The organism is Limnothrix sp. FACHB-881, from assembly GCF_014698135.1.
Taxonomy (GTDB): Bacteria; Cyanobacteriota; Cyanobacteriia; order CACIAM-69d; family CACIAM-69d; genus CACIAM-69d.
Window position 1 is genome coordinate 18,212 of sequence record NZ_JACJSN010000011.1, and the last position, 20,004, is coordinate 38,215.

Annotated in this window: 11 protein-coding genes; 6 read left to right on the plus strand and 5 right to left on the minus strand. The window is 52.0% G+C overall.

Translation table 11 applies throughout. The features are described 5' to 3' along the window. Positions 1–746 precede the first annotated feature (746 nt). Entirely contained in the window at positions 747–1,193 is a 447-nt protein-coding gene (locus H6G52_RS11515; RefSeq protein ID WP_099531923.1) for a bacteriohemerythrin, read from the plus strand. Positions 1,194–1,226: 33 nt separating this feature from the next. Here the strand turns inward: H6G52_RS11515 and H6G52_RS11520 are convergent, their stop codons facing one another. Further along, positions 1,227–2,411, minus strand: coding sequence for a glycosyltransferase family 4 protein (locus H6G52_RS11520; protein ID WP_190528406.1), 1,185 nt, complete (start codon positions 2,409–2,411; stop codon positions 1,227–1,229). A 21-nt stretch (positions 2,412–2,432) separates the two neighbouring features. Continuing rightward, on the minus strand, positions 2,433–3,968 hold the full coding sequence (locus tag H6G52_RS11525) for a YifB family Mg chelatase-like AAA ATPase (RefSeq protein WP_190528408.1): 1,536 nt from the start codon (positions 3,966–3,968) through the stop codon (positions 2,433–2,435). A 514-nt stretch (positions 3,969–4,482) separates the two neighbouring features. Between H6G52_RS11525 and H6G52_RS11530 the strand changes: the two genes are divergently transcribed. Both H6G52_RS11530 and H6G52_RS11535 read left to right on the plus strand, forming a co-directional pair. Beyond that, positions 4,483–6,588 carry an adenylate/guanylate cyclase domain-containing protein gene (locus tag H6G52_RS11530; RefSeq protein WP_199312354.1) on the plus strand — a complete coding sequence of 702 codons (2,106 nt, stop codon included), beginning with the start codon at positions 4,483–4,485 and terminating at the stop codon, positions 6,586–6,588. Between the two features lie 319 nt (positions 6,589–6,907). After that, on the plus strand, positions 6,908–7,975 hold the full coding sequence (locus tag H6G52_RS11535; RefSeq protein ID WP_190528410.1) for a Gfo/Idh/MocA family protein: 1,068 nt from the start codon (positions 6,908–6,910) through the stop codon (positions 7,973–7,975). On the opposite strand, the gene H6G52_RS11540 is transcribed toward H6G52_RS11535, so the two are convergent. Continuing rightward, entirely contained in the window at positions 7,972–8,175 is a 204-nt protein-coding gene (locus H6G52_RS11540; RefSeq protein WP_190528412.1) for a hypothetical protein, read from the minus strand. The genes H6G52_RS11535 and H6G52_RS11540 overlap by 4 nt on opposite strands. A gap of 7 nt (positions 8,176–8,182) precedes the next feature. Here H6G52_RS11540 and H6G52_RS11545 point away from each other — a divergent pair, with 7 nt between their 5' ends. Beyond that, the gene (locus tag H6G52_RS11545; RefSeq protein WP_099533202.1) at positions 8,183–9,481 is read left to right on the plus strand and encodes a glycosyltransferase family 4 protein; all 1,299 of its coding nucleotides are present in this window, start codon (positions 8,183–8,185) and stop codon (positions 9,479–9,481) included. A 143-nt stretch (positions 9,482–9,624) separates the two neighbouring features. After that, the gene (locus tag H6G52_RS11550) at positions 9,625–12,375 is read left to right on the plus strand and encodes a tetratricopeptide repeat protein (RefSeq protein ID WP_190528414.1); all 2,751 of its coding nucleotides are present in this window, start codon (positions 9,625–9,627) and stop codon (positions 12,373–12,375) included. Positions 12,376–12,456: 81 nt separating this feature from the next. Here the strand turns inward: H6G52_RS11550 and H6G52_RS11555 are convergent, their stop codons facing one another. After that, a complete protein-coding gene (locus H6G52_RS11555; RefSeq protein ID WP_190528415.1) occupies positions 12,457–17,778 on the minus strand; it encodes a PAS domain-containing protein in 5,322 nt (1,773 codons plus the stop codon). 328 nt (positions 17,779–18,106) lie between these two features. After that, the gene (locus tag H6G52_RS11560) at positions 18,107–18,490 is read right to left on the minus strand and encodes a universal stress protein (protein ID WP_099533199.1); all 384 of its coding nucleotides are present in this window, start codon (positions 18,488–18,490) and stop codon (positions 18,107–18,109) included. An 86-nt stretch (positions 18,491–18,576) separates the two neighbouring features. Here H6G52_RS11560 and pgk point away from each other — a divergent pair, with 86 nt between their 5' ends. Then, a complete protein-coding gene (gene pgk / locus H6G52_RS11565; RefSeq protein ID WP_190528417.1) occupies positions 18,577–19,782 on the plus strand; it encodes a phosphoglycerate kinase in 1,206 nt (401 codons plus the stop codon). Positions 19,783–20,004 lie beyond the last annotated feature (222 nt).

Genomic DNA, 20,004 nt, shown 5'->3' on the forward strand with positions numbered 1-20,004 from the left:
ATCGGGCCAGCATTCCGCTAAAACTAGTGACTGTCGTGGGCAGTGACACCCATCAAAGTTGACGAAACCGGCTGGGTTCATCGAACTCGCGGGGGAACTCAAAAGATTGGGTTGCTGCCAACTCCCGATCGCCCGGGGAGCCTTGGCCCAAGATTTTGTTCTGCATGGTCATCGCGTACCCCATCCCTGGCCCGATCGCCCGATGGTCGAAACTCAAACCGACCATTTCTAGATGCCCGAACACTAATGAATCCTTCAATCTCTTAAGGCTTCAATTGCCCAATATTTCAACAGTGAATGATTGAATCATTGGATGATGGAAAACCTTGAGAGATTCTAGTCAGGCTTCATTAGTCCTGCGCAGTGCCCCTAAATATCTAACCTGACTCAACAATTCATCTAAGATTCCTTGGATTCAGTTGAATGAATTCATTCAATTCGTCCATGCTTGTTCATGAGCTGAGGGTCATTGACCAAAGTTTGTGAACCCGATCGCCAATTATTCTGTTTTTCTGGGCAAAGTCTCTAGCCAGTTTTCGAGGGAGCCAGAGGTGCAATTAACTTCCGGCTCGCTTGGGCTGCTGTGAACTGGAAAAACTGAAAACTCGCGTACCCATTGCGATGATTGATGGACATGGGCTGATGATTGATTCTCGATCAATTTTTGAATTGTTGTGAGATATAGCGGCTGTCTGTGTTGGGCAAGGGTGATTTTTGCTGTTTTGCTGCCTGGAATAATTACTACGATGGCCAAAGTCGAGTGGAGCGATCATTTCTGTATTGGTGACGATCGAGTGGATCAGGAGCACCAAGACATTTTTGAATTAGTGAATGAGTTGCAGAGTGCTATCGATCGTCAGGAATCGATGGACCAGCTAGCGATGATGTTGGAAAAACTAGCTGAACACACGATCGCCCATTTTCAGCATGAGGAATCACTCATGCAGGATCATGCTTACCCGGGACTCGATCGCCACAAACATTGCCACGATCGCCTAATTCAGAAAGTGACCAAACTGATTCAACAGTTTCAAACGGGTGAAACCAGCGCTATTCAGAATCTGATGAATTTCCTAGCCGATTGGTTGCGCCACCACATCAAGGGCGAAGATCAAAAAATGATTCAGTTTATGCAACAAAAGCACCACCAACTCACGACGGTCGGTAAAGCAGGTGAACTGATTGGAATTTAATGGGGAATTCATTGGGAATTCATTGGCCTTTGATCAGGAATTGACCTGAAAATTTGCCAAAGATTCCACAATGACCCGAGCAACGGTTTCCGTCGAAAAGTGCTCCATGGTGGTGGCGTATCGATCGAACTGTCGATCGATGCCCATCACCTGTTGAATCGCGGTTGCCAGGGCCGTCGCGTCCCCGATCGGGATTGTTTGAACTGCGGGTAATTCACCAAAATCCACCGTGGATCCCACCGCTTCAGTGGCAATGAAGGGTAAGCCCGCTTGCAGACCTTCATTAATCACCAATCCCCAGGTTTCTCCTGCCCGATTAGAGGGCAAAATCAGCACATCCGCTGCTAGGTAAAAGGGAGGTAACTCCTGCTGATTCCGAAAACCTAAAAACTTGACTGCCAAATCTGGCATAGTTTCCGCCTGGGCTTCCAGTTGTGGTTGCAATTCCCCAGCGCCCAGATACAGAACCGCTAATTGGGCTTGCAATGCCGGGGGTAACTGGGCGATCGCCTGGAGAATTAAACCGGGATTTTTTTTGGGAATTAATTTACCGCTAAAGAGCAAAACGGTTCGCTCTGGATTGAGCCAAAGGGCGGCACGGGTTTTGGCCCGAATCGTTTGTTTTTTTTCAGGAGATAAATCTGCGAACCGATCGGGCACACAGTAGTAAGCCATGGCAATTCGGCGGGCGGGGATGCCGTGACGAATCAGGTGCTCGCGATTTAGGGAGCCGATCGCCACGGCCGAATCAAACAACCCATATAGCAATCGATAAACCAGCGATCGCACTAGGCTTTTCCAACCCTGGCGCGGCACTGCCTGATCATTGGTTTCCACCCGCAAGCTGCAAGGAATTTTCCGAAATTTAGCGGAAATGGCAGCGGTAACAGCTCCCTTATAAATCAAGCTGTGAATCAGCAGGCGATCGGGTTTTTCTTGGCGCAAGAGGGCCGGAAAACCGGTGGCTCGCAAACTCCAAAAGCCTTTGGGTTGCTTTGTTTGATTGGGATTCAAAACGACCGATCGATAGCCATTGAGTAGGGGTTCATCCCAAGCAATACTTTGGCCAAACTCCCGATCGCGATAGCCCTGAATTGAAAAATCCGAGAGATAAACCACCAACAATTCATCACCTCTGGCGGCCAATTCTTGGGCCATGCACCGAAATACCGGAGCGTGATATTGCACCGGATGGGAAGCCAAAACCAAAAGCTTCATTGTTAGACCTGTGAGACCTATCTATTGCATTCGATCGACAATGCGATATTGCACCGCTTCAGCCACGTGGCCCGGTTCAATCGTCTCGCTTTGTTCTAAATCCGCGATCGTTCGGGCCACTTTCAGGATCCGATCGGTCGCCCTTGCCGATAATCCTAACCGTCGAATTGCGTTTTCCAATAGCGATCGAGTTTGATCCGTCAGGGCACACCAGCGGCGAATCTGGCGACTTTGCATTTCCGCATTGCACTGCACGGGCGATTGCGATTCCTCTTGGGCAAAGCGAGACTGGGCCACCTGCCGCGCCGCCAACACCCGATCGCGCACGGCCGCCGAGGGTTCTCCACCGCTCGATCGGGTCACCTCTTCCGGTTGCAGCCGATTCACCACCACCTGCAAATCAATCCGATCCATCAGCGGCCCCGACAGCTTGGCCCAATAGCGTTGGCGCTGCATGGGCGAGCAGGTACAGGCCTGCACCGAATCGCCGTAATAGCCACAGGGACAAGGGTTGGTGCTGGCCACCAGGGTAAACCGCGCCGGAAATCGCACCGTTTGCCGGGCCCGGGAAATGGTCACGCAACCTTCTTCGAGGGGTTGGCGCAAAAACTCCAGCACGTCCCGCTTAAATTCCGTTAGCTCATCCAAAAACAACACTCCTCGATGGGACAGGGAAATTTCTCCCGGCCGCGGAAAGCTGCCACCACCCACCAGCGAGGGGCCAGAGGCGGAATGGTGCGGACTGCGAAAGGGGCGATCGCGCACCAAGGTTCCCCGCTCCTTCAGCAAGCCAGCCACCGAATGAATTCGCGTCACCTCCAGGGCCTCCGCAAAGGTCAACCGGGGCAAAATACCCGGCAACCGCTGAGCCAGCATGGTTTTGCCACTTCCCGGCGGCCCCACAAAAATCAAGTTATGGCCACCAGCGGCGGCAATTTCCAACGCCCGCCGGGCCTGGGTTTGGCCCTTCACATCAGCCAAGTCCAGCAACGCCAAGGGATCGGGCAATCGCCCTTCTGGGGGCGGTTGATGCGGCGCGATCGTTTGCGGTTGGTTCAAAAACCGCGCCACCTCCGACAAATGCTCAAACCCATAAACCTTTAGCTCCCGCACGATCGCCGCTTCGTCCGCATTGGCCGCCGGCAACACCAAGCCCACAATGCCCAACTGAGCCGCCGCCGCCGCGATCGCCAACACACCCGTCACCGGCCGCAAGGCTCCATCCAGCGCCACTTCTCCCACAAACAAGTGATCCCCCAACAGGGCCGCGCTCACTTGTCCAGAGGCGGCCAAAATTCCCACCCCGATCGCCAGGTCAAAACTCGGCCCCTCTTTCCGCAAATCGGCCGGAGCCAAATTCACAACGATTTTGCGCATGGGATAAGCAAATCCGGCATTTTTCAGGGCCGCTTTCACCCGTTCGCGAGATTCTTGCACCGCCGTATCCGGTAGCCCCACGATCGCAATTCCCGGCATCCCATTGGAGACATCCACCTCCACCCCCACCTTCACCGGGTCGATGCCCACCAAGGCCGCACTCCATACTCGGGCTAACATCGATTCCCGATCGCCTCACATTTTTGTGCAAAATCCAGGCTTTAGTGTATCAGCAGCGCCGGTCTCTCGTGAAACGATCTAATTCACTTGTCGGTTCATGATCAATAGAATTCTATCTTTAAAAACTCAAGAAATGTTTGCTGAATTGTTCTTGTTTAGTACCTTGTTTGATTGATTAAATTATTAATTCAATGATTAATTTTTTCTTTAGCTTTTGTCGATTTATTTTACTAAATTAAGTTACCAATTAGATAAAAAATAACCTAATGAATTAACCGATCATGACTCAATGATGGTTTGTTGGTTACAATCATGGGTTGGCAATTCAGTAATCAAGAATTTTTTCGGGTATCAAAACGTACCTAGTATTAATATTTCTTGACACAATCGAATTGAACTGATGGCCACAGGAATTCGCTGGATTGATTCCTTCAGCACGCCCCCCTTGATAGACGGAATCTTTCGCCATTTCCAGGAACTTGGATTACCGTAAAGCGAAGATGCAATCTTTCCTGTGGCAGTTTCGTTCCCGTCCTGGGCCACAGATCCGAATCCCTCACCCTTGAGCTTTGAACACCCGAGCCATCCTGGCGATCGCGAATCAGTTCCTATGGTCAGCTCAGAAATTCCACTGACACAAGTTTCATCTCAGTCCCTACCTGTACCCGTGCGCCGCAAGTTTCGTCTCCGTACCACCCTGGTTTTGCCCTTTTTAGTCGAGTTAGTAACCGCCGTGGGGTTGGTGGGTTGGCTGTCGTTTCAGAGCGGCCAGGAAGCGGTGCGAGATTTGGCCAACCAATTGCGCAATGAGGTGACAGCCAGGGTGAGCGATCGGGTGCGATCGTATGTGGAAACTCCCCAGTTGGTGAATCAGGTGAATCGCGACGCGATCGAGCTGGGAATTATTGATTTACAAAAAATTGCCGAAGCTCGCACCTATTTTTGGCGACAAACGATCACCTACAAAAACATTGGCTATGTGGGGTTTGCCAATCAACAGGGACAATATTTGCGGGTGGGTTGGATCAATCGCCTTTCCACAACCGAAACGCCCCAAATTGCCGAACAGCTCATTCCCGGTGGCGGCAACTTAAACTATTACGAAATTGACGAAAAAGGGCAACGGGCCAAGTTAGCCAAAAGCGTGCCTAACTATGATGTGCGCAAACGGCCCTTTTACGAAGTGGCTTTCAAGGCCGGAAAACCCACCTGGAGCAAAATTTATCTCAACTTTGGCAATCCCCTGTTGCAGATTAATGCCAGCTTGCCCATTTACGATCGCAACGGGCAACCTGCGGGCATCTTAACCAGCCAATTTGGTACGGATCAGATTCGTGGCTTTTTGCAGACCTTGAAAATTGGGAAAACGGGTCAGGTTTTTATTGTCGAACCCAGCGGCGAGCTGGTGGCCACTTCCCTGAAAGATCAGCCCCTTTGGGTGGAGCAGTCCCAAAAAGCCAAAAAAGAACTACAACGGGTTCATGCGCTCCAAAGTAACAATCAGCTTTTGCGATCGAGCGCTGAGTTCTTATATGGTCAATTTGATCAACTCTCAAATATTCAGCGCGATCATCAGTTTGAATTTTGGCTAAACAATGAACGTCAATTTCTGCAAATTTCGCCCTTCAAGGATGCCTATGGATTAAATTGGCTGATTGTGGTGGTGGTTCCTGAATCGGATTTCATGGCCAAAATTAATGAAAACACCAGAAACACGATCGCCCTTTGCTTTCTAGCGCTTTTAGTTTCGGTTCCAATTGGAATTTTAACGGCCCGTTGGATTACGCAACCCATTTGTCGAATTGCCCAAGCTTCGGGAGAAATGGCCAAGGGCAATTTAGAGCAAACCGTTGCCAGCAGTCCAATCATTGAAGTCGATCGCCTGGCAGATGCTTTCAACAGCATGGCCACCCAACTTCAGCAGTCCTTTGAAGAATTGGAGCAACGGGTGGAGCGGCGCACCGCTGAACTGCGCAAGGAGAAGGAGCGATCGGAATTATTATTGCTAAATATTTTGCCCAGTCGGGTGGCAGACCAGCTCAAGGATTCCAACGAATCACCAGCGGAACAATTTGAAGAAGCAACGATTCTTTTTGCCGACATTGTAGGATTTACTTCCTTGGCGGCGCAACTAGAGCCTTTAGAATTAATTAATTGCTTAAATCAAGTTTTTTCCACCTTTGATCGGCTTGCGGAAAAGCACCATCTCGAAAAAATTAAGACCATTGGGGATGCTTACATGGTAGTGGGGGGCGTGCCGGTTCCCCAGGCAAACCATGCGGAATCCGTGGCTGATATGGCCTTGGAAATGCGATCGAGCATGGCCCATGCACTGGGGCCCTTGGGTGAACGGTTGGAAATCCGGATTGGCATCAACACAGGCCCAGTGATTGCCGGTGTGATTGGCACGAAAAAGTTCATCTACGATCTATGGGGCGACGCGGTTAATATTGCTTCGCGGATGGAGTCCCATGGGGTTCCTGGTTCGATTCAAGTCACCGATTCCACCTATGAACGGCTGAAGGATCGCTATCACTTTGAAGAACGGGGTTCAATTCACATCAAAGGTCGTGGTGAAATGAATACCTATTGGCTGTTGGACAAGCGATCGACCCTTTAGCCCTTCTTCAGCCCTTTTGGTTTCTGGGGCAGTACTTTGGGGTTGGGTTTCGGATCTGATTTTTTGAGGTGCATTGCTGAAGTTCCGGACTGAGATTTTCCAGGTGGAAATTTTCCAGACCGGAATTATTAGAGGCTGCTGGAAAAGTATTGTTCAGGACTTGATCAGCACTTGCCCAGCTCCAATGGTTGTGGGAGCAAGGGGCTTGATCCTCTGGCTTCCGTCGATCGCTGGGGCCAGTTCTGGGTATCAATTTTGGCTTTTCAGACATTCTCTGATTCGGTTGAGATTCCTCGTTGACGTTTTTGGGCTAAAGGCAATGACCGATCGATTGGGACTGGCGGTATTTGGGGCGGGCCGGTGGGGAACACACCTCATTCGCAATTTTTTGGAACATCCCCGATCGCACCTGAAGGCCGTGGTGGAAACCAATCCAGACCTGCTAGCCGCCGTGGGCGATCGATTTGCCAGCTATCCCGGTTGGGCCGAGGTGCAACGGGTCAGCGATCGCCGATCGATCTGGGGCAATCCGGACATTGGGGCTGTGGTGATTGCCACGCCGGCCGCCAGCCATTTTGAACTGGTGCGATCGGCGCTGTTGGCGGGCAAGCATGTGCTGGTGGAAAAGCCCCTAACCCTGGATGTGGCTGAGTGCGAGGATTTGTGTACCTTGGCGCAACGGGTCGATCGTCGGCTGATGGTTGACCATACCTATCTTTTTCATCCGGCGGTGGAAGCGGGGGCCAAAGCCCTGCAATCGGGCGCGATCGGCGATCGGCGCTATGGCTATGCGGCTCGCACCCACCTGGGCCCCGTGCGCCAGGATGTGGATGTGTTGTGGGACTTGGCCATTCACGACATTGCCATCTTTAACCATTGGCTGCAGTCAACCCCGATCGCCCTGCAAGCCAAGGGGCAAACCTGGTTACAACGGGGGCGCGGAACCGGGCTTGAGGTGACCGATCGCCCCAGTCCTGCGGCGGGTTTGGCGGATTTGGTTTGGCTCACCCTTTACTATCCTGAGCAGTTCACCGCCACGATCCATCTGGCTTGGCACAATCCCGATCGGGCCCGGCGCTTGGCCCTGGTCGGAACCCGAGGCACATTGGTTTTTGATGAAATGAACGCCCGATCGCCCCTGACCCTGTGGGCGGGATCTTTGGAACAATCTGGCAGCCAATGGCTTCCTTGCAACCAATCGGAGCAGTCGATCGAGTTGGCGAGCGGTGAACCCCTTGGGCAGGTTTGCGATCAATTCCTGGCCGGCGTTTTGGACGGCGCACCGCTCGATCGCTCCGATGGTTCCATCGGCACGGCCCTGGTGCGGTTGTTGGCGGCCGCTTCCCGATCGTTAGCCCGTCAAGGGGAACTGGTTTGGGTTGCTTAAGGCGATCCCAACCGAACGATCCCAACAGCGATCCCAACAGCGCTCCCAACGGTGCTCCAAATTCCGGCAGCGGGTTCCAGTCGCTGGCTGCTGGCCCCCAGGTTAAGGGGCAACTTGCGCAAATCCGCATTGCCCGTTTGGCCCTTCGGTGGGACACTGAGACTCGATCGAATTTCAGGACGACTTTTAGGACGACCCACGGCGATCATGCGAATTCTGTTCTTGCATCCCAACTTCCCCGCACAGTTTCGCCACGTCGCGGCGGCCCTCGGGCGCGATCCCGAAAACCAAGTGGTTTTTGGCACGAAAAACGAAAACCCCGAGTGGCAAATTGCCGGCGTTCAAAAAGTATTGTTCAAGCCCAGCCGCGACCCCGCCCCTGGAACCCATCACTACATCCGCCCCTTCGAGGCCGCCGTGCTTCAGGGGCAATCCATGTTCCGGGTGGCCGACGCGCTGAAGTCCAATGGATTTGTGCCCGATGTGGTCTATGGCCACTCCGGTTGGGGATCCACCCTGTTCATGAAGGATGCCTTCCCGGACACCAAGTTCTTGGGCTATTTCGAGTGGTTTTATAAATCCAAGGGAGCCGATGCGGATTTTGATCCGGCGGAACCCTTGTCCGTGGATGATCAGGCCCGAATTCGGATTAAAAATGCGTCAATTTTGCAGGATCTCTACACCTGCGATCGGGGAATTTGCCCCACGGCCTGGCAGCGATCGCAATTCCCCGCTGAATACCAATCCAAGCTGCATGTGCTGCACGATGGTGTAGACACCGATTTCTTTGTGCCCGAGCCGAACGCCAAGCTCGTGCTGCCGAATCTCGACTTATCCCATGTGGATGAAATCGTTACCTATGTGGGTCGGGGCATGGAACCCTATCGCGGTTTCCCCGAGTTCATGGAATCGTTGGTTTATCTGCAAGAGAAGCGCCCCAACTGCCATGTGGTGATTGTGGGGAGCGATCGGGTTTGCTATGGCCGCGCCCTGCCCGATGGCAAAACCTATAAGCAACTGATGTTGGAACGGTTGCCCCTGGATCTGTCGCGGATCCACTTCGTTGGCTCCTTGCCCTATGGCCTGTACCTGAAGGTACTGCAAGCCTCGAAGGCTCACATTTACCTCACGCGGCCCTTTGTGCTCTCCTGGTCGATGATTGAATCCATGTCGGCCGGTTGCTTGGTGGTGGGTTCGGCCACTGCGCCCGTGCAGGAAGTGATTCGCGACGGGGAAAACGGCCTGTTAGCCGATTTCTTCTCGCCTAAGCAAATTGCCGATCGGGTGTCGGAAGTGCTGGAGCACCCGACTCAAATGGCCCACATTCGCCAAGCGGCCCGCAACACCGTTCTGGAGCGTTATTCACACCAAGCGCTCCTTTGGCGACATGTGCAGTTCCTGAAGGATTTTGCGGCCGATCGCCTGCCGCCGATTCAATATCCTCCCGCCAGTACCCTGGTGGATTACTACAACGAACCCAGTCGCGAGCCGGCCACGGTGGTCTAGGGATCTTCAACCCCTGTCAGCCGGGCTGAGCACTGGAGGGCCCAAGCGGGCGGGGGTTAATCAACGGTCGTGATTCTGGCCAATTGTTTCCCTCCAACTTGCGCGTTTTGCCAACTTCGCCTCCCTCTGCCCTGGATTTTGTCATGGATGATGCTGCTGTTTCTCAGGCCCTTACGCGGGCGATCCAACTGCTGCGATCGGGTCAGCTCGAACAATCGGGCCTGATTTACAAAAAAATCCTGGAGCACCATCCCAACCACCCGGAGGCGCTGCACTGGTTCGGGGCGATCGCCTATCAGATGGGTGAAATGGCGATCGCGGTGGAATATGTGGAAAAAGCCCTCACCCTCACCCCCAATGATCCGGCGGTGTTGAACACCTCGGGGCTAATTTGCCACGCGATCGGCAGTTGGGATCAGGCGCTTCAGTATTACACCAAGGCCCAAAAGATCAAGCCCGACAGTCCGGAGGTGTTGGATAACCTGCGAGCCTTGGTGGCGGATCTGTTGCCGGCCTACAGCCAATATGCCCAGTGGCATTACTTGGCGGGTAGTTTCGATCGCGTGGCCGAAATTGAGCTGGTGTCGGGCAACCTGCTGCTGGAAATTGGTGACCTGGCTGGCGCTGAACAACACTATCGTCGCGGGTTGGCCGTGCGCCCAACCCTCTGGGGCATTGAAGCTCCCGCCGCCGTGATTCAGGCCGATCGCGCCGGCCAGCCCGTTCCCCCCAAAGCCAGCCAAACCACCTGTGATTTGGGACGCGAAGCCGACCTGCGCACCATGGCGAGTGCGGTTCCCTTTGCCCAGTTGTTGGAGCGGCTGGGAGCATTGCTGTTCGATCGGGGCGAATTGGACGCGGCCCATGAGCTGGTGACCGAAGCCCTCGCAATCCAAAATGCCTTCCCGGAAGCCCACAAGCTGCTGGGTAACATCATGCTCGGCCGCGGCAACTATCAAGAAGCTGCCGACGCTTACCAAACCGCTGTGCAGTTGAACCCCAACTACGCGGAAGCTTGGTCAAACTTGGGCAGCATTCTGCTCGGCAAGCGGCAAACGGACGAGGCGATCCAATGTTTTCAGCGGGCCATTCAGGCCAATCCCCAAATGGCCCAAGCCTACTGGAGCATGGGTTGCACCTTTGAAGTGGCCGACAAAAAGGAAGAGGCTATCCAGTGCTGGCAGCAGGCCTTGGCGGTGGATCCAAAAGTGCAAGGGATTCAGGGCTACATCCGAATTGCCCAAACCCTGGTCGGCATGGGCAAGCGCCCGGAAGGGTTTGAATGGTATGAGCGGGCGATTCACTTCGATCGCAAGCACTTGGATGCCCATTGGGACTTGATGGAACATCTGCTGTTCTGGGGATATCTGCCCCAAGCCCGCCAAGTGGCCGATCGCTGTTGGCGCACCTTCAATGAACCGGGCAGCAGCCCCCGGGAGCGCGTTCTCGCGGGCATTATCTCGACCAAAGCCTTTTGTTTCATTGGCTTGGGCCATGTGGCCCGTCAGCGGTTCCTGGAAATCGAAGGCGAGTTTATTCAGGTTATTGACCAGCTTTCTCCCTTTGACATCACGAAGCTTTACGGGAACGTGCTGTTTGATATGCCGCACTTGCGGGACGATGTGGCGGCCAACACCAGGGTGGCCAACGCCCTGGCGGAAGCCTATCGCAAGCTGGTGGAAAATGCCTTTAAAGACCACCAAGCCGCCAATAGCCCCCTGTATGCCATGCCCACGGCCCGATCGCCCCGCACGTCCGATCGGCTGCGCATTGGGTTCATGTCTCGCCACTATCGCCGCCATTCCGTGGGGTGGTGCAGCGGCGAAATCCTCACCGCCCTTAAGGAACATACGCCGCACCTGTTCCTCTACGTTACCGGCGACATGCCCAAGGACGATCGAACCAAGGTGTTTGAAGGCTTGGCCGAAAAGTTCTACATGCCCGGCGAGGAAGGATTCCCCGATGCCAACTCCCCCACCATCATTCGCCGGGCCCGGGAAGACAACCTCGATATTCTGTTTGACCTCGATTCGATCACGATTCTGCCTCACGCGGAAGTGCTCTACCACCGGCCTGCGCCCGTTTGTCTCACCTGGTTGGGCTACGACGCGCCCCACATTTGCCCCGATAACTACAACCTGGTGGACTGGAACACCCACCCGGCCGGCGTTGAGCACTATTACATCGAAAAGCTAGTGCGGATGTCGGGTTCCTTTGCGGCCCTGTCCTATCTGCCCAGCGTGCCGACCGATCGGGCCAAACAGCGCCAAGCGTTCCGGATTGATCCCAACCAAACCATTTTCCTCAGCGTGCCCACGGGACAAAAGGTCAGCATGGAAATGCTGCAAGCCCAAGTCCATGTGCTGCGCTATGTGCCCGATAGCATTCTGTTCTTCAAATCGCGGATTGGGGATTTGGAACTGATGCTGAGTCTCTATCACGAGGAATGCCGTCGCCAAGGCGTGAACCCCAATCGGGTGCGGATGTTGCCCCGCACCGCCAGCGAGGAAGAGCACCGGGCTGTGTATCAAATCACCGATGTGTTGTTGGATTCCTACCCCTACAGCGGCGCAACCCACAACCTGGAAGCCCTTTACTTCAACCAACCGATCGTGACCAGGGTGGGCGAGCAGTCCTTCTCTCGCTTGGGCTATTCCCTGATGCGGGCGGCGGGCCTCGACCAGGAGGGCATGGCCTGGACTTGGGATGAATATATTGAGTGGGGGGTGCGCTTAGGGCGCGATCGGGAGTTGTGCAATGCGGTGCGCCACAAGTTGCAACAGGCTAAAAATCCGGCCAATCCCGCCCCGCTTTGGAACCCCAAGGGCTTTGCGGCGGAAATGTACGGAATTTTGCAAGATTTACGCAGCAAGGCGGAATTTAGCCAAGTTTAAGGGGTTATGCTGCGGCTCTTTTGCTCCGCTGCCCGCTTGCTATCCTGAGTTCTGGCCATTCAAAAGGCACATTATTCAACATTACTCAAAAGGCGCATTCAGGCAGCGGCTAACCAGTTGATGGATTTTGTCAAAGGCAAAATCGTAAATCAGTTGGCCCAAATAATCGGACAACGGGGCCTGTTCCTCGGGAATGGTCTGGAGTAATTCGCGCATGGAATCTTCAGCGCAAAGGGCTGCGGCATGTTGTAACTGCATGAGCCAATCGCGGGGCATTTTGGCCAACAATTCTTGGCCCCGCTGGTGATGCCGAAGGCCTGAGAGTGCGTCAGCGCGATCGCCCAATTGATCGGGAAAGGAATCCATGAAATGGTCGGAAAAGGGATCCGGCCGCTGATTTAGCAGTTGATTCAATGGATCTAATGGATCTAATAGATCTGGTGGATCTAATGAATCTGGAGGTTCTCGACTATCCAAAGCACCATTGAAGGGCGCAACCAATTCCGGGGAATGAGCCGGTTTTGTCAATGAAAAATCAGATCGATCCCTAGAGACCTGATGCAGCGGATCCGAGGAGCGATCGGCTTGCTGACAGTAATAGTCCAGTTTTTGGATCAGGATTTGATCGGAAATCGGCTTGCTTAAATAGTCATCACAGCCGACCGCGATCGCCTGATCTCGATCTTCCACCAACGCCTGGGCCGTGATGGCTAAAATTACCGTCGATCGCGAAGACTCCAACGCCCGAATTTGTTGAGTTGCCTGATAACCATCGCAACCGGGCATTCTTAAATCCATCAAAATTAAATGCGGATGCCAATCTTGCCACCGCTGCACCGCATCAGCCCCGTCCATGGCTTCCTGCACCACAAACCCCAATTGACTCAACAATTGCACTAACAACAGGCGATTATCTGGGCGATCGTCCACAACCAAAATGCGATAGCGCGATCGAATGGCTGCCAAACCGATCGTTGGTGATTCTGTTGGGCGATCGTTCGCCAGAGAATCAGCCACAGTTCCCGATTCCCGGTGATTCAGCCTTGACGGAGACAACATTCTAGAATCTAGGTGATCGCCCCAGAAGGATGCGGGCGATCGAGCTGATTCAGCGATCGTCGTTTGATTTTGAGGCGGCCCCCAAGGCTGATGTTCAGATTTTTTTCCAGGCGATCGGCCGGTACGCAGCGGCAAGGTAAACATGAACGTGCTCCCCAAACCAACGGCACTTTCTACCGTCAACACTCCACCCATTAACTGCACCAACTGTTGGCTAATTGTTAGGCCTAAACCAGTGCCTTCCGAGCTTTTTTTGCCGGCTGCCGATTGGGAAAAAGCATCAAAAATCGCTTTTAAATCCTCAGATTCAATCCCAGCTCCCGTATCAATCACCTGAAACTGAAGATAGTCATGATTACAAAACTGCCCTTTATAGGACTCGTTCTGGCATGACTGAAACGTTGCAGCCTTGAAATTTGAATTCTCGGTTAATGCTGGGTCGCAAGCATCGGAATCAGCCGGTGATCGCCCCTCTACCAAAGATGGATAGGGATAGACTTGAAATGTATTAACAATTAGGGTTGAAATTAAATCAACTCGAATCGCGATCGATCCTTGGGTGGTGAACTTAATCGCATTACCAACCAAGTTAAACAGGATTTGCTTCAGTTTTTTGGAATCTAAAATAATATATCGAGGAACTCTATCGCCAATTTCCAAAATGAGTTGATTTTCTCGCTTAAGAGCCTGTTGTTGAAAAGCGATTTGCAAAGAATAGAGAATTTCATAAAGATCTACTTCTTCTTCGTCAAGGGTAAATTGACCCGCTTCAATTTTAGAAAGATCCAAAATATCATTAATGAGCATTAGTAAATGAGTGCCGCTATTCTGAATTAAATTCATATATTCGCGATGGCTTTCTGATAAATGAATATCGCGGTTGATGAGTTGCGAAAACCCCAAGATAATATTTAAAGGTGTTCTGAGTTCATGGCTCATATTTGCCAGAAATAGACTTTTTGCCCGATTAGCCGCCTCAGCCTTATCCTTCGCTTCCTGAAGTTGCAGTTCGGCCAGCTTGCGATCGGTAATGTCGCGAGCTGCCGCATAAATCACCGAGTTAACCGGCACGGAGCGCCATTCAATCCAACGATAGGAACCGTCTTGGCAACGATAGCGGTTCACAAATCCATGAAGCTCCTTTTGATTAACCAGTTCATTCAAAGCCAGCATAGTTTCTTCAACATCGTCTGGATGAACATAGTCCATAAACCGCGATCCCTCCAATTCTTCTAAGGGATAGCCCAGAATTTTAGACCACTGTAAATTCAAGCGTTGGAAGCGCCCGCTAATATCCGCAATACATAGTAAATCCAGTGCCACCGAAAAGAATTGATCGAGTTCTTCCGTTGTTTTAGCCAAGGCGTTGGCGATCGCCTTTTGATCTGTAATATCTTGAACAACCCCATGCCAAACGATTTCTTGGTTTCCACGAAGCTCTGGGCGTGAATTGGCTTGCAACCACTTCACCTTGCCAGAAGGTGTAATAATTCGCCATTCATGACGGAAGTTCTGTAAATTTCGGCTGGACCATTCCACAGCCTGGATATAGTTTTCTTGATCATCCGGGTGAATTTGATTAAAAGTAATCATGGGATTTTGGATCGCTGCACTGAGAGGAACTTCATGAATTTCCTCAAAAGCAGCGCTAAGATATTCATACTCCACCGGTTTCCCCGGTTCTTCCACCACGGAATAGATCACCACAGGAGACACACTAGAAAGCCGTACTAGCCGACTTTCACTTTCATTCAAGGCATCTTGAGCAATCTTGCGATCGGTAATATCAATTGCAACGCCATACCAAGCAATTTCGCCATTTTCTCGCCGCTTTGGGCTAGCACTTCCCTGCAACCATTTCACCTTCCCCGATGGATTAATGACGCGCCATTCATGCTCAAAGGGTCGTAAGTTTTCAAGGCTGCGTTCAACGGCTTGGTTATAAGCTGCTTGGTCATCGGGGTGGATGCGATCGAGCAGAATATTGGCATCCTGAAGAATCGTCGCTACGGGAATTTCATGAATGGTTTCAGCCGCCCGACTGATGTGCTCAAAATAAAAGGAACCATCCAGGCGACGCACCAAAATATAGATATTAGCCGGTGAAGAATCGGAAATATCGAGAAATCTTGATTCACTTTGCTTCAGGGCAACTTCTGTTAGCTTGCGATCAGTGACATCAATGGCGGTAATTGTCACGTGCCAACAATCTCCTAACAAATCCCAAACGGCATTATTCGTTTGGGAAATCCACCGAATCTTCCTTTGGTGATCATGAATCCGATATTCATAAGTTCCCGTTCTTTCATGAAAAATATCTTCAATAATTTGATCTTGAATGTTTTGCAAATCTTCCGGCTCAATATCTTGCATCCAAAGATTTTGATTGGCTAATAGCTCTTCGCAGGTATAGCCAAATAAGGTTTCACAACCGGCAGAAACACGATCAATTTTCCAGGTGTGATTCTTAAAAAACCGCAGACTCACGATTCCCGCGATCGCGCTGTTTAAAATGTCCTTTGCTTGGGCCTCCGATGTTTTGAGGGCCCACTCTAGCTGCTTGCGCTCTGTGATATCTGCAATGATTCCGGTAACTTGAATAATTTCTTGCTGTGCATTCAGAATCGGCTTGCCTTTAATTTGAATGTAACGGGAATTGCCCTTAGCCGTGATGATTCGTAAATCAGCATCAAAAGCCCGATGAGCAATCACTGAATCAATGACATCTTGCTGAAATCGTTCTCGATAGGCCGGATGGATGAGGTTGATTAGTTGCTGAGCTTTTAAACCCTTGGTGGGTTTGTCAAGTTCACAAATTCGATAAATTTCTGGTGACCAAACGATCGCCCGCTGGGCCACATTCAGCTCCCAATGGCCCACATGGGCAATTCTTTGGGCTTCTAAAAGACGGGCTTGGCTTTTTTGTAAGGCGGCGGTTTTTTCTTCAACCTTTAATTGCAGGGTTTTTTCATAATCTGCCTGGGCTTGTCGAGATTTTTTCAGTGCTTTCAGAACTTTTTGAATGGAAAGATTGAGCAGATCAAATTCCAAAATCTGGACATTTTCAATTGGCTGTAATTCTTGGGTGTGGTGATCATGGTTGAGAGCCTTGGTCGCCACTCGCAACCATTGGAGCGATCGACTAATTCGATAGCCAGTCCAAATTCCTGTGGCTACTGCTCCCAACAAAGCCAACAGGCAAAGCAAGATTGTGCGGTAAATATTGCTATGGATTTGATCCATAAATGCCGACTGGGGCAGCACAATCACCGTGAACCAGTTCAGCTCGCCTCGGATAGGAATAATTTGTACAAAATAGTTTTGCTCTTGAATTTGAATTGTTAGCTTAAGCTTTGTTTGAATTTGTTCTAGATTAATTTTGTTGTTTCTAATAATTTGTGCCGTTTTTGAAATTAAACTATCCTTGCTTTGAGTGGCATCCAATCGCCGATTATGGTGTTGAGTATTTTGGGCTAATATTTTTCGAGGACTGGCATCAAAGGGCAATTCATTGGCAGAGCTGGCCACCAACAGCCCGTTGGGTTCCATTACAAAAATTTGCCCCTGACCATTGGTGTTAATGGACTGGAGGAAGTCTCCAAATTGCTGTAAGTAAAAACTCGCTCCTAAAACTCCTTGAAACCGACCCGACTGGTCATAAAAAGGCACAGTCCGAATCAAGTGCAAGATGGGATTTTGCTTGCCCTTAGATAGACTAATTCCCATCGTCCAAAGACCAGCAGGGTTGCGCTGAGCCTTCAAGTACCAAGGATCGTGGGGGGGATCGCGATGGGGATAATAATCACGGCGAACTTCGAGCAAAACGCGCTGCTGGCCCTGACGATTTGCCCAATAGCGGAGGAGCGATCGATCGGGTGAGGCAGCTTGCAACCGACGAATAATCAGCGCATTTGGATCCGGACGCTCAACGGCTAGAAAATCGCCCGCTTCATTAGACAGGGCCAAAGTACTCAGTTTAGGAAATAGTTTAAGCTGTTCAATAAAAAATGACTCAAGCTCGTCTAAATCTAGGCTATTCAGGTGACCTTTACGGATCAAAAAAGCATTGTTTTGAGTTGTGATTTTAGGAATCGATAGGTAATGATCTAAATCCTGCTGAACTTGGTTTGCTTTATTGTCTAGCAGCCGATCAACCAAAGATTCAACAGCATCGCTGCCACTGCGATAGGACAAATATCCCACCAAGCCCACCACGATTCCCACTTGCAGCACAAAGGGAACCGTAATGACGTAATTGAGGGGAAGTTTATGTGTCGCAATTCGCCGAGCCAGCCTTTTCAGATACCTGGGAAAACTGACCTGCTGTAGAGACCCGAAATTCATAAGTACCCAAAATAAGACCCAGAGTTAGAAGGGGGGCGCTGGTGTCCCGGGAAATGTCGCATGGGTCTAACCAGCTTTTGCAGGAAGCTTTTGCAGGAATTAATCCCACCATAACTCTGATAACAAGCAAAAGCGCCCTCCTTTTTAGCAAGGAAAGCGCCCTAATTTAGCGATGTATGAAGCCTGCCGCGCTCCGGCGTAAATGCACGGGAACTCTTTAGAAACTGACTTTCCCTGGCAGAATTACTCCAGTCCAAGGCTTCAGACAAGCTTGTTTTAGTTTTGATTTTGGCTAGTGTTGGCTTTGCTGTTTTACGAATCCCTGGTGTTAAGGAACGATCAACACCGGACAGGGAGACAAATCAATGACGCGATGGGCAGTGCTTTCGGCGGCTCCTTCGGTGGTTAGACCCATGCCCCGGCTGCCCATGACGACCAGGCTGGCTTCCACTTCATCGGCCACATCACAGATGGTGAACGCAGGCATTCCCTCGCGCTCAATCACTTCGGCTTCGAGGCCCCGCTCAGCAAACATGGCTTTAGCCCGGCTGAGGAGGGTTTCAGCCGCTTCAATGGCCCCTTCATCGGGGCCGGGAACGACCGACAGAATGACTAATCGACTGTTGTGCAGTTGCGCCAGTTGGGCAACGGTTTCGGCCGCCTCACGAGATTCGGGCGATCGATCGATCGGAAAAAGAATCGTCTCGAACATCTTTAGGGGAAAATATTCACCGCGTGAACTTCCGCGAAAACTCCCGCGCGAATTTCCGCGAGACGCATTGAAAGGAGGTTTTTATCGTGTCAAAGAAAACTGTAGCAAATTTGTCGGCGGCTGATGTAGCTGGCAAGCGCGTCCTTGTGCGCGTTGATTTCAACGTACCTCTCGACGATGCTGGCAAAATCACCGACGACACCCGGGTTCGGGCCGCCCTGCCCACAATCCAAGACCTGACCGGCAAAGGCGCGAAGGTCATCCTGGCCAGCCACTTCGGCCGTCCTAAGGGTAAGGTTGTTGATTCGATGCGTCTCACGCCCGTGGCCGTGCGCCTGTCGGAACTGCTGGGCAAACCGGTAGTTAAAACCGACGACTGCATTGGCGACGAGGCAGCAGCAACGGTTGCAGCCATGAACGATGGCGATGTGGTGCTGCTGGAAAACGTGCGGTTCTACGCGGAAGAGGAAGCAAACGATCCTGAGTTCTCGAAGAAGCTGGCTTCGCTGGCTGATTTGTACGTGAACGATGCGTTCGGTACGGCTCACCGGGCCCATGCCTCCACCGAAGGCGTGACCAAGTTCCTCAGCCCCTCCGTTGCGGGTTACCTGATCGAAAAGGAACTGCAATACCTGCAAGCGGCGATCGAAAGCCCCAAGCGTCCTCTGGCGGCAATTGTGGGTGGCTCGAAGGTATCGAGCAAAATCACCGTGATCGAAACCCTGCTGGACAAGGTGGACAAGCTGTTCATCGGCGGCGGCATGATCTTCACCTTCTACAAAGCACGCGGCCTGGCCGTGGGCAAGTCGTTGGTGGAAGATGACAAGCTGGATCTGGCCTCCGCTCTGGAAGCGAAGGCCAAGGACAAGGGCGTGGAACTGTTGTTGCCGACCGATGTGGTGTTGGCCGATAACTTTGCGCCCGATGCCAACAGCCAAACCGTCAGCGTGGATGCAATCCCCGATGGCTGGATGGGTCTGGACATTGGCCCCGACTCGGTGGCGGCGTTCCAAAAGGCGCTGGAAACCTGCCAATCGGTGATCTGGAACGGGCCCATGGGCGTGTTCGAGTTCGACAAGTTCGCGGCTGGCACCAAGGCGATCGCGGAAACCTTGGCGACCCTGACTCCGAAGGGCGTGACCACAATTATTGGTGGTGGCGACTCGGTGGCAGCGGTGGAAAAGGTGGGTGTGGCTGACCAGATGAGCCACATTTCGACCGGTGGCGGTGCAAGCTTGGAGTTGCTGGAAGGCAAAGTACTGCCCGGGATTGCGGCATTGGATGAAGCCTAAATCTCAGGCTAGGATCCATTAACCGCTGAAGATTGCGGGAATCCCTGAAGATCGCAGGAACAAGGGGCTTAAGCCCCTTGCCTTGCAATCCTCATATGGAATGTGGGGGCACACCATCGTTGCAATCCTCCTGCGGGGGCGCACGACGGTGTGTCCCCACCCGGGTTTCCGCTTTCCTGCTTGGGGTTTTTGGAATGACTCTTGAGTTTGAATAACTTGAGT